At 71.4% G+C, this 10,730-nt stretch carries 9 protein-coding genes; 7 read left to right on the forward strand and 2 right to left on the reverse strand.

The genetic code is table 11. From position 1 onward, the window contains the following. Positions 1–843, forward strand: an 843-nt coding sequence (locus C7C46_RS02745; RefSeq protein WP_281278513.1) for an ATP-dependent helicase C-terminal domain-containing protein, incomplete at its 5' end; no start/stop codon positions are given. 7 nt (positions 844–850) lie between these two features. Here the strand turns inward: C7C46_RS02745 and C7C46_RS02750 are convergent. Both C7C46_RS02750 and polA read right to left on the reverse strand, forming a co-directional pair. Further along, the gene (locus tag C7C46_RS02750) at positions 851–1,153 is read right to left on the reverse strand and encodes a hypothetical protein (protein WP_110665240.1); all 303 of its coding nucleotides are present in this window, start codon (positions 1,151–1,153) and stop codon (positions 851–853) included. An 80-nt stretch (positions 1,154–1,233) separates the two neighbouring features. Then, the gene (polA, locus tag C7C46_RS02755) at positions 1,234–3,906 is read right to left on the reverse strand and encodes a DNA polymerase I (RefSeq protein ID WP_110665509.1); all 2,673 of its coding nucleotides are present in this window, start codon (positions 3,904–3,906) and stop codon (positions 1,234–1,236) included. Between the two features lie 220 nt (positions 3,907–4,126). Here polA and C7C46_RS02760 point away from each other — a divergent pair, with 220 nt between their 5' ends. The 6 genes from C7C46_RS02760 to C7C46_RS02785 all read left to right on the forward strand — a co-directional run bounded on the left by C7C46_RS02760 (position 4,127) and on the right by C7C46_RS02785 (position 10,699). After that, positions 4,127–4,597 carry a PaaI family thioesterase gene (locus C7C46_RS02760; protein WP_110665242.1) on the forward strand — a complete coding sequence of 157 codons (471 nt, stop codon included), beginning with the start codon at positions 4,127–4,129 and terminating at the stop codon, positions 4,595–4,597. 553 nt (positions 4,598–5,150) lie between these two features. Further along, on the forward strand, positions 5,151–6,377 hold the full coding sequence (locus tag C7C46_RS02765; protein ID WP_245984061.1) for a branched-chain amino acid ABC transporter substrate-binding protein: 1,227 nt from the start codon (positions 5,151–5,153) through the stop codon (positions 6,375–6,377). A 105-nt stretch (positions 6,378–6,482) separates the two neighbouring features. Continuing rightward, positions 6,483–7,412 (forward strand): branched-chain amino acid ABC transporter permease, encoded by a 930-nt coding sequence (locus tag C7C46_RS02770; RefSeq protein WP_110665247.1) that lies wholly within the window; start codon positions 6,483–6,485, stop codon positions 7,410–7,412. 19 nt (positions 7,413–7,431) lie between these two features. Next, positions 7,432–9,180 (forward strand): branched-chain amino acid ABC transporter permease, encoded by a 1,749-nt coding sequence (locus tag C7C46_RS02775; protein WP_110665250.1) that lies wholly within the window; start codon positions 7,432–7,434, stop codon positions 9,178–9,180. A gap of 2 nt (positions 9,181–9,182) precedes the next feature. Next, the gene (locus tag C7C46_RS02780) at positions 9,183–9,983 is read left to right on the forward strand and encodes an ABC transporter ATP-binding protein (RefSeq protein WP_110665510.1); all 801 of its coding nucleotides are present in this window, start codon (positions 9,183–9,185) and stop codon (positions 9,981–9,983) included. Then, positions 9,980–10,699: an ABC transporter ATP-binding protein gene (locus C7C46_RS02785; RefSeq protein ID WP_110665252.1), complete on the forward strand. Its 720-nt coding sequence runs from the start codon at positions 9,980–9,982 to the stop codon at positions 10,697–10,699. Before C7C46_RS02780 ends, C7C46_RS02785 begins: the two co-directional genes overlap by 4 nt. Positions 10,700–10,730 lie beyond the last annotated feature (31 nt).

Consider the following 10,730-nt stretch of genomic DNA (forward strand, 5'->3'; position numbering starts at 1 on the left):
GCGGTGGCCGACCGCCCGGCCGGCGCCGCTTCGGCCCGGATCCGGCGGGCCGCCGTGATCGACGAGGCCACCGCGCGCACCGCCGCCGCGCACCTGCTCGCCGAGCGGGAGGAGGTGCACTGGGCGGTGGCGCCGGGCAGCCGGCGCGGCGAGCTGACGGCCCGTCGGCTGACCGCGCTGGGCGCGCTGGAGCTGGGCAGCGAGCCGCTGGCCGCCCCGGACCCGGCGCTGGTACGGGCGGCGCTGCTGGCCGGGCTGGCCCGCGAGGGGGTGGGCGAGCTGCTGCGCTGGACCGAGGCCGGGCGCGCGCTGCGCGAGCGGCTGGCCTTCCTGCACCGGGTGCTCGGCGAGCCGTGGCCGGACGTCAGCGAGCCGGCCCTGCTGGCGGCGGCCGAGCGGTGGCTGGAGCCGGAGCTGTCCCGGGCCCGCCGCCGGGCCGACCTGGAACGGCTGGACACCACCGCCGCGCTGCAGCGCCTGCTGCCGTGGAGCACCGGCGAGGCGGGCCGGCTGGACGAGCTGGCGCCGGAGCGGATCACGGTGCCCAGCGGCTCGCGGATCCGGGTCGACTACACGGGCGAGCGGCCGGTGCTGTCGGTCAAGCTGCAGGAGCTGTTCGGCTGGCAGGCGGCCCCGGCGCTGGCCGGCGGCCTGGTGCCGGTCACCGTGCAGCTGCTCTCCCCCGCCGGGCGGCCGGCCGCCGTCACCGGGGACCTGGCCTCCTTCTGGCGCGAGGGCTACCGGGCGGTGCGGGCCGAGCTGCGCGGGCGCTACCCGCGCCACCCGTGGCCCGAGGACCCGACCGCGGCCGAGCCCACCCGGCGCACCAACCCGCGCCGCTGACGGCCACTCACCCCTGCGCCAGGTCCGCGAACCCGACCTCGAACCGCTCCACCGACAGGGTCACCGTCCGCTCCCGCTGGTCGCTCTCCTTGCGGATCCGGGTGGCGGTCGCCTCACTGTCGCGCAGCGCCGCCTCGTCCTCCCACAGGGTCAGCGTCAGCGTGCGCCCGGAGGCCCGGTCGGCCAGGAAGTACACCCCGCAGAAGCCGGCACTGCCCCGCAACTGCTCGATCGGCAGCGCACTGCCGGCCGCCAGATCGACCTCCGCCTCGATCGGCTCCCCCTGGTGGGTGCTCAAGCGTGCGAACATCGCCCTCATCTCCTCGCAGGCGGCACGGTCCTACCTCAGTTGTACCGCCGGCGAGGGTGCGGAGCGTGCGCTGCGCCCGCTCAGTGCGCCGCCGCCTCCCAGTTCGGGCCGACGCCGACCGACACGTCCAGGGGGGCGCGCAGGGCGTAGGCGCCGGCCATGCCCTCGCGGACCAGGGCCTCGACCTGCTCGCGCTCGCCGGGGGCCAGTTCCAGGACGATTTCGTCGTGCACCTGGAGCAGCATCCGGGACTTCAGCCGAGCGTTCGTCAGTTCCTCGTCCACCCGCAGCATGGCGATCTTCACGATGTCCGCCGCCGATCCCTGGACCGGGGCGTTGAGGGCCATCCGCTCGGCCATCTCGCGGCGCTGGCGGTTGTCGCTGGTCAGGTCGGGCAGGTAGCGGCGCCGGCCCAGCAGGGTCTCGGTGTACCCGGTGGCCCGGGCCTCCTCGACCACCCGGTGCAGGTAGTCCCGCACGCCGCCGAACCGCTCGAAGTAGGTGTCCATCAGGCCCTGGGCCTCGGCCGGCTTGACGCCCAGCTGCTGGGAGAGCCCGTAGGCGGACAGCCCGTAGGCCAGGCCGTAGGACATCGCCTTGATCTTGCGCCGCATCTCGGCGTCCACCGCGGCGGGGGCCACCGAGAAGACCGAGGAGGCCACCGTGGTGTGCAGGTCCTCGCCGCTGGCGAAGGCCTCGATCAGTGCCTCGTCCTCGGACAGGTGGGCCATGATCCGCAGCTCGATCTGCGAGTAGTCGGCGGTCAGCAGCGACTCGTACCCCTCGCCGACCACGAAGGCGCGGCGGATCAGCCGGCCCTCCTCGGTGCGCACCGGGATGTTCTGCAGGTTCGGGTCCTGGGAGGAGAGCCGGCCGGTGGCGGCCACCAGCTGGTTGAAGGTGGTGTGGATCCGGCCCCTGGGCGAGACCGTCTTGAGCAGGCCCTCCACGGTGGTGCGCAGCTTGGCCTGGTCGCGGTGGCGCAGCAGCACGACCGGCAGCTCGTTGTCGGTCTGGGTGGCCAGCCAGGTCAGCGCGTCGGCGTCGGTGGTGTAGCCGGTCTTGATCTTCTTGGTCTTGGGCAGGTTGAGCTCGCCGAACAGGATCTCCTGCAGCTGCTTGGGCGAGCCGAGGTTGAACGGGCGCCCAGCGGCGGTGTGCGCCTCCTCCACCACGCGCTGGATCTCGGCGGCGAACTGCTGCTCCAGCGACTCGAGCCAGGCCCGGTCGGCGGCGATGCCGGTGCGCTCCATCCGGGCCAGCAGGGCGGCGATCGGCAGCTCCATGTCGTGCATCAGCTCGACCGCGCCGACCTCGGCGAGCCGGGCCTCGAAGTGCTCGGCCAGATCCAGCACGGTGCGGGCCTGGACCATCAGCGCGCGGGCGCCGGCCGCCGGGTCCTCCTCCGGGGCGTCGAAGGAGAGCTGGCCGCTCTCGGCGGCGGCGGCCGGGCTCAGCGAGCGGCCCAGGTACTCCTCGGCCAGCGCGTCCAGCGTGAAGGTGCGCCGGCCGGGCTTGTCCAGGTAGGCGGCGAGCGCGGTGTCGGCGCCCACCCCGGCCACCGTCCAGCCGTGCTCGGCGAAGGCCCGCACGACCTGCTTGGCGATGTGCAGCGCCTTGGGGCGCTTGGGGTCGGCCAGGAAGTCGGCGAAGGCCCGCTCGTCCTGCTCGGCGAGCTCGGCGGGGTCGAACCAGGCGGCCGACTCGCCGGTGGCCAGCGCCACCTCCTGGACGGTGCCCGCGCCCAGCGTCCACTGGTAGAGGGTGGCCAGCGCCACCGTCGAGCCCGCGTTCGCCGCCAGCCAGGCGGCCAGTGCGCCCGCCTCGCTGAGCAGTTCGCCGGCCACCTCGATGCCGGGGGCGACGGCGGCCGGCTCCTCGGCGGCGCCGACGTCCAGGCCGAACAGGCGCTCGCGGAAGTTGGGGTTGCGGAACTCCAGCGACTCCATCAGCTGGCCGACCGCCTCGCGGTCGAACGGCACCCGGGCCAGGTCGGTGACGCCGAGCGGGAGTTCGACGTCGCGGACCAGCTCGGTGAGCACCCGGTTGCGCTTGACCGCGTCCAGGTGCTCGCGCAGCTTCTCGCCGATCTTGCCCTTGACCTCGTCGGCCCGGGCGACCAACTCCTCGAAGGAGCCGAACTGGTTGACCCACTTGGCGGCGGTCTTCTCGCCGACGCCGGGGATGCCGGGCAGGTTGTCGGAGGGGTCGCCGCGCAGCGCCGCCAGGTCCGGGTACTGACGGGGCGTCACCCCGTACTTCTCGGCGACCCTCTCGGGGGTGTACCGGGTCAGCTCGGAGACGCCCTTGGTGGGGTAGAGCACGGTGGTGTGCTCGGTGACCAGCTGCAGCGCGTCCCGGTCGCCGGTGACGATCAGCACCTCGAAGCCGGCCGCCTCGGCGGCGGTGGCCAGGGTGGCGATGATGTCGTCGGCCTCGAAGCCCTCCAGCGCCAGCCGCGGCACGTGCATCGCGTCCAGCAGTTCGCCGATCAGGCCGACCTGGCTGCGGAACTCGTCCGGCGTCTTGGCCCGGTTGGCCTTGTAGTCGGGGAACTCGGCGGAGCGGAAGGTCTTGCGGGAGACGTCGAAGGCGACCGCGAGGTGGCTGGGCGCCTCGTCCCGCACGGTGTTGGACACCATCGAGGCGAAGCCGTAGACCGCGTTGGTCGGCTGCCCCGTGGAGGTGTTGAAGTTCTCCACCGGCAGGGCGTAGAAGGCCCGGTAGGCCAGCGAGTGCCCGTCGAGCAGCATCAGCCTGGGGCGGGTGGTCCCGCTGCCGTCTTGCTGCGTGCCCTGCTTCGCGCCCTGCGTCGCCACGTCAACGTCCCGTTCTTGCCGACTCCAACTGCCGCCACCGATCCTAGGGCGCCGCACCGACATCCCCCGACCGGCCACGCTGCGACCCGACGGTCGTACGATCACGAAAGGGCCGCCCCCGCGGCCCACCCTCGAACGGCAGGAGAGACCACGGATGACCGAGCTGCCCGCTTCCGGCACCGCCCCCCTCAAGCTCGACGTCCCGCAGGACGTGCTCGACCACTTCGCCAAGCTCGGCGTGGACCCGGGCACCTTCTCCGGCGGCACCCTCGGGGACAAGATGGGCATCCGGATCGTGGAGGCCTCCGCCGACCGGGTGGTGGGCACCATGCCGGTGGAGGGCAACCAGCAGCCGTACGGCCTGCTGCACGGCGGCGCCTCGGCGGCCCTGGCCGAGACCCTGGGCTCGATCGGCTCGATGCTGCACGCGGGCCCCGGCCGCTACGCGGTGGGTGTCGACCTGAACGTCACGCACCACCGCTCGGCCACCTCCGGCCTGGTCACCGGGGTGGCCACCGCCGTCTTCAAGGGCCGCACCGCGGCGACCTTCGAGATCGCCGTCACCGACGACACCGGCCGCCGCCTGACCAGCTGCCGACTCACCTGTGCGCTGCGGGACTTGTAGGGGTACCCCGCCCGCACCGGCCCCCTCGTTTGGCCACCGCCCGCACGGGGCAGGTCTGGCCGACGAGGGGGCCTTGTCCTGTCCGGAGCCACGTTCTCCCCCCTGTAACGCTGTGTAACATCGGCGCAATCAACGCCGGGTGCACTCCCGATCAGCGCCGGACTGCGTCACGGCGGCCGCCGGACTGCGTCCAGTCCGGATAACGGACGCGAGTGACCGGCACAGCCGATCCGAACACCTTCGTCCGAAAATCGGACGGATCGTCCACTAGCTGTCCCCTTTAAGGCTCTACTCAGGCCAGCAAGCCGTCACGGCAGGGCAACCCGGCCGCCGCACCGAGGCAAAAGTCCACCATCTGAGACAGATGACTGCTGTGCTCATAACGGAAGAATCACAGCAGGCCCACACCCCTGCCCTGGTGGCCTGCGGCGCTCTAGAGTCACGGCCAGTCACCGCGCCACCGGACCGGGTCAAGCACTTCGGGCTGCCCCAGCGCGCGACCTGGCGGCCGGCCGACCACGGCCCGCAGCCTTCACACCAGAAGGGGACCCTCGTGCGTCATCGTTCACTGCTCGTCCTGAGCATCGCCCTCACCGGCGCCCTGACCGTCACCGCCTGCGGCTCGCGCGGCGGCGCCAAGTCCGGCGACACCTCCTCGGCTGGCACCGTCGTCACCATCGCCGTGGACGCGCCGCTGTCCGGCCAGAACTCGGCCACCGGCCTCGGCATCCAGGGCGGCGTGCAGATCGCCGTGGACGACGCCAACAAGAACCACACCGTCCCCGGCGTCACCTTCAAGGTCAAGGCCCTGGACGACCAGGCCCAGCCCGCCACCGGCCAGCAGAACGCCACCACGCTGGTCGCCGACAACAGCGTGCTCGGCGTCGTCGGCCCGCTCAACTCCGGTGTGGCCGCCTCGATGCAGCAGGTCTTCGCGACCGCCAACCTGGTCGAGATCTCGCCCTCCAACACCAACCCGAAGCTCACCCAGGGCCCGGACTGGGGCACCGGCAAGAAGGTCCGCGGCTTCAAGACCTACTTCCGCACCGCCACCACCGACGCGCTGCAGGGCGCCTTCGCCGCCAAGTACGCCACCGACAGCGGCAAGAAGAAGGCCTTCGTCGTCGACGACAAGCAGACCTACGGCGCCGGCCTGGCCGCCATCTTCCAGGACTCCTTCACCAAGGACGGCGGCACCATCGCCGGCACCGACCACGTCTCCACCGGCGACAAGGACTTCGCCACCCTGGTCACCAAGATCAAGGACTCCGGCGCCGACCTGCTCTACTACGGCGGCCAGTACGACGAGTCCTCGCTGCTGACCAAGCAGCTCAAGGCGGCCGGCGCCAACATCCCGCTGTTCGGCGGCGACGGCATGTTCTCCGACACCTACATCTCCACCGCCGGCCCCGGCAGCGAGGGCGACCTGGTCACCTCCGTCGGCGTGCCGATCGACACCCTGGACAGCGCCAAGGACTTCATCGCCAAGTACAAGGCCTCCGGCATGAAGGGCGACTACGGCACCTACGGCGGCTACTCCTACGACGCCGCCACCGCCATCATCAAGGCGATCGGCAGCGCCGTGTCCGCCAACGGCGGCAAGCTGCCCAGCGACGCCCGCGCCAAGGTCGTCGACGCCGTGCAGAAGTCCGACTTCGACGGCATCGCGGGCCACGTCTCCTTCGACGAGTACGGCGACACCACCAACAAGCAGCTGACCGTCTACCAGGTCAAGGCCGGCAAGTGGGCCTCGGTCAAGACCGGCACCTACAACGGCTGACCTGACCCGCACTCAGTAACCCCCGGGGCCGCCCGCGCCACCCGCGCGAGCGGCCCCGCGTCCCCTTCACCCCCGAGACGCCAGCACAGCGACATGGAGGCTGCGGTGCACACCCTGCCGCAACAACTCGCCAACGGCCTGTTCCTAGGCTCGACCTACGGGCTCATCGCCATTGGCTACACGATGGTCTACGGCATCGTGCAGCTCATCAACTTCGCCCACGGCGAGATCTTCATGACCGGCGGCTTCGGCGCGCTCACCGTCTACCTCATGCTGCCGCACGGCACCAGCATGTGGCTGGCGCTGCCGCTGATGCTGATCGGCGGCGCGCTCGTCGCCGTACTGATAGCGCTCGGCGCCGAACGCTTCGCCTACCGGCCGCTGCGCACCGCGCCCCGGCTCGCCCCACTGATCGCCGCCATCGGCCTCTCGCTGGCGCTGCAGCAGGCCGTGCACAACCTCTACCCCAACGCCACCAGCCCGCGGGTCTTCCCGCAGATCGCCAGCGGCCCCTGGCACGTCGCCGGCATCAGCTTCCAGTCCGGCGACCTGTTCACCCTGCTCGCCGCACCGCTGTGCATGGTGATCCTGGCCGTCTTCGTCCAGAAGTCCCGCACCGGCCGCGCCATGCAGGCCACCGCCCAGGACCCGGACACCGCCCAGCTGATGGGCATCGACACCAACCGGATCATCGCCATCGCCTTCGGCGTCGGCGCCCTGTTCGCCGCCGTCGCCGCCATCTGCTACGGCCTGCGCTACGGCCAGGTCAGCTTCGACATGGGCTTCGAAGCCGGCCTCCGGGCCTTCACCGCAGCCGTCCTCGGCGGCATCGGCAACGTCTACGGCGCCATGCTCGGCGGCCTGGTGCTCGGCCTCACCGAGGCGATGGCCACCGCCTACATCGCCAACGTGCCCGGTCTGCACCAGCTCGGCGGCCAGGCCTGGTCCTCGGTGTGGGCGTTCGTACTGCTCATCCTGGTCCTGCTGCTGCGACCGCAGGGCATCCTCGGTGAACGCGTAGCGGACCGGGCCTGAGGACGGAGGAGAACCAGAGATGACCGTCAACCTGATCCGGCGGCGCGAGGACCTCGCCACCGCCCTGCGCGCCCTCGAAGGCACCGTGCCCGCCCCGCTGGCCCGGCTGCTCACCCTCCTCGGCTCCGTCCTCACCATCGCGTCCTGCTTCCTCTCCTGGACCTGGACCGACCGCTTCCCCGGCGACCTCACCGTCGCCGGCTACCCCGGCGGTCTGCAGGTGCTCACCCTCACCGCCGGCCTGCTGCTGCTGCTCCAGACCCTCAGCGCCTACCAGCTCCGGGGCCTGGGCTGGCTGGCCCCGGCCGGCCAGACCCGCGCCCTGCGCCTGCTCGCCCTGGGCGCCCTCGCCGTCACCTGGTACACGCTCGGTGCCATCTCCGGCGAGCTGGGCGGCCTGGCCAACCTCGAGCCCGGCGGCTTCGTCGCCGGGATCGCGGTGCTGCCCGCCCTCTACGGCACCCTCGCGCTGCCCGGCGACCGCCGCGAGGCGACCCCCGCCCAGGCCCGCCCGCTCTGGCAGGAACTGCTGGTCATCGCCGCCATCGCCGCCGCCGGCCTGTACGTCTTCACCTACGGCATCGAGACCGAGTACGGCGAGCTCTTCGTCGGCTTCCTGCTCGTCATCGGTTTCAGCGCGGGCGCCTACGCCCAGGCCGGACTGCTCGCCCGCGCCTCCGCCCTGTTCGCCCGCCGCCGCCCCTGGGCCAGTGCCGCCGCCTTCCTCGCGGCCGCCGCCTTCCCGCTCACCCAGAGCAGCGAGCAGTACGCCAACCTCGGCGTCAACATCCTCATCTTCGCCACCGTCGCACTCGGCCTGAACATCGTCGTCGGCCTCACCGGCCTGCTCGACCTCGGCTACGTCGCCTTCCTCGGCGTCGGCGCCTACACCGCCGCACTCATCTCCGGCTCCGTCTTCTCCCCCTTCCGCGGCGCACACGTCCCGTTCCTGCTCGCCGCCCTGATCGGCGCCGCCGTCTCGGTCGTCTTCGGCGTCCTGATCGGTGCGCCCACCCTGCGGCTGCGCGGCGACTACCTGGCCATCGTCACCATCGGCTTCGGTGAGATCTTCCACATCGCCGTCAACAACCTCGACGGCAAGTCAGGACCGAAGATCACCAACGGCCCCGACGGCATCGCCCAGATCCCCGACGTCAGCATCTTCGGCTTCAACCTCGGCAGCGCCCACCAGCTCGGCTCCATCACCATCGGGCGGTTCGCCAACTACTTCTTCCTGATGCTGATCGTCACCCTCGTCGTGGTCACCGTCTTCAGCCGAGCCGGCAACTCCCGCATCGGCCGCGCCTGGATCGCCCTGCGCGAGGACGAGACCGCCGCCGAAGCCATGGGCATCAACGGCTTCCGCACCAAGCTCGTCGCCTTCGCCCTCGGCGCCTCCCTCGCCGGCCTGGCCGGCACCGTCAGCGCCCACGTCACCTACAACGTGGTCCCCACCCCCTACGTCTTCGCCGGCTCCACCGCCCCCAACTCCGCCTTCCTGCTCGCCGCGGTCGTCCTCGGCGGCATGGGCACCGTCAGCGGCCCCCTGCTCGGCGCCTCGCTGCTCTACCTCATCCCCGAGAAGCTCACCTTCCTCCAGCACTACCAGCTGCTCGCGTTCGGCGTCGCACTGATCGTCCTGATGCGCTTCCGCCCGGAGGGCATCGTCGCCAACCGCCGCCGCCAGGCCGAGTTCCACCAGAGCGACATCCCCGCCCAAGCCGCAGGATCCGAAGACTCCGTCTCCCTCAGCCAGGCAGGGGCGTGACCATGAGCACCACCACCAGCACGCCACTGCTCGACGTCCGCGGCGTCACCATGCGCTTCGGCGGCCTCACCGCCGTCAGCAACGTCGACCTGACCGTCGGCCAAGGCGAGATCATCGGCCTGATCGGCCCCAACGGCGCCGGCAAGACCACCTTCTTCAACTGCCTCACCGGCCTGTACGTGCCCACCGAAGGCACCGTCACCTACCGGGGCAACGTCCTGCCGCCCAAACCCCACCTGGTCACCCAGGCCGGCATCGCCCGCACCTTCCAGAACATCCGCCTCTTCGCCAACATGACCGTGCTGGAGAACGTCCTGGTCGGCCGGCACAGCCGCACCCGCGAGGGCCTCTTCTCCGCCCTGGTCCGCGGCCCCGGCTACCGGCGCGCCGAAGCCGACAGCCGCGCCAAGGCGATGGAACTGCTGGAATTCGTCGGGCTCGCCGCGAAGGCCGAGCACCTCGCCCGCAACCTGCCCTACGGCGAACAGCGCAAGCTGGAGATCGCCCGCGCCCTGGCCAGCGAACCCGGCCTGCTGCTGCTGGACGAGCCCACCGCCGGCATGAACCCCCAGGAGACCCGCGCCGCCGAAGAACTCGTCTTCGCCATCCGCGACCGCGGCATCGCCATCCTGGTCATCGAGCACGACATGAAGTTCATCTTCAACCTGTGCGACCGCACCGCCGTCCTGGTCCAGGGTCAGAAGATCGTCGAGGGGGACCGGGAGACCGTCCAGAACGACGAACGCGTCATCACCGCCTACCTCGGCACCCCCCTTGAGCAGCCCACGGAGACGACCGAATGACCACCGCACTCCTCGAGGTCACCGACCTCCGCGTCGCCTACGGCAAGATCGAAGCCGTCAAGGGCATCAGCTTCACCGTCGAGGACGGCTCCGTCACCACCCTCATCGGCACCAACGGCGCCGGCAAGACCACCACGCTGCGCACCCTCTCCGGCCTGCTCAAGCCCACCGCCGGCACCGTCACCTTCGACGGCCGGCCGCTGGCCGCCATCCCCGCCCACAAGATCGTCTCGCTCGGCCTGGCCCACTCCCCCGAGGGCCGGCACATCTTCCCGCGCATGACGATCGAGGAGAACCTGCTGCTCGGCGCCTTCCTGCGCCGCGACACTCCCGGCATCACCGAGGACATCGAGCGCGCCTACACGCTCTTCCCCATCCTCGGCGAACGCCGCAAGCAGGCCGCCGGCACCCTCTCCGGCGGCGAACAGCAGATGCTCGCCATGGGACGGGCGCTGATGTCCCGGCCCAAGCTGCTGATGCTGGACGAGCCCTCCATGGGCCTGTCCCCCATCATGATGCAGAAGATCATGGCCACCATCGTCGACCTCAAGGCCGCCGGCACCACCATCCTGCTCGTCGAGCAGAACGCCCAGGCCGCCCTCTCCCTCTCCGACCGCGGCTACGTCATGCAGACCGGCGCCATCGTGCTCACCGGCACCGGCCAGGAACTCCTGCGCGACGAATCCGTGCGCAAGTCCTACCTCGGCGAGGACTGACCACCCCTCACCACGCCGCAGGGCCGGTCAC

This window comes from Streptomyces tateyamensis (genome assembly GCF_003205575.1).
GTDB lineage: Bacteria > Actinomycetota > Actinomycetes > Streptomycetales > Streptomycetaceae > Kitasatospora > Kitasatospora tateyamensis.

Coding starts and splice junctions, on each gene's coding strand:
- C7C46_RS02750 (WP_110665240.1), bottom strand. CDS start 1,153: ATGTTCGCACGCTTGAGCACCCACCAGGGGGAGCCGATCGAGGCGGAG.
- polA (WP_110665509.1), bottom strand. CDS start 3,906: ATGCTGCTCGACGGGCACTCGCTGGCCTACCGGGCCTTCTACGCCCTG.
- C7C46_RS02760 (WP_110665242.1), top strand. CDS start 4,127: ATGACCGAGCTGCCCGCTTCCGGCACCGCCCCCCTCAAGCTCGACGTC.
- C7C46_RS02775 (WP_110665250.1), top strand. CDS start 7,432: ATGACCGTCAACCTGATCCGGCGGCGCGAGGACCTCGCCACCGCCCTG.
- C7C46_RS02780 (WP_110665510.1), top strand. CDS start 9,183: ATGAGCACCACCACCAGCACGCCACTGCTCGACGTCCGCGGCGTCACC.
- C7C46_RS02785 (WP_110665252.1), top strand. CDS start 9,980: ATGACCACCGCACTCCTCGAGGTCACCGACCTCCGCGTCGCCTACGGC.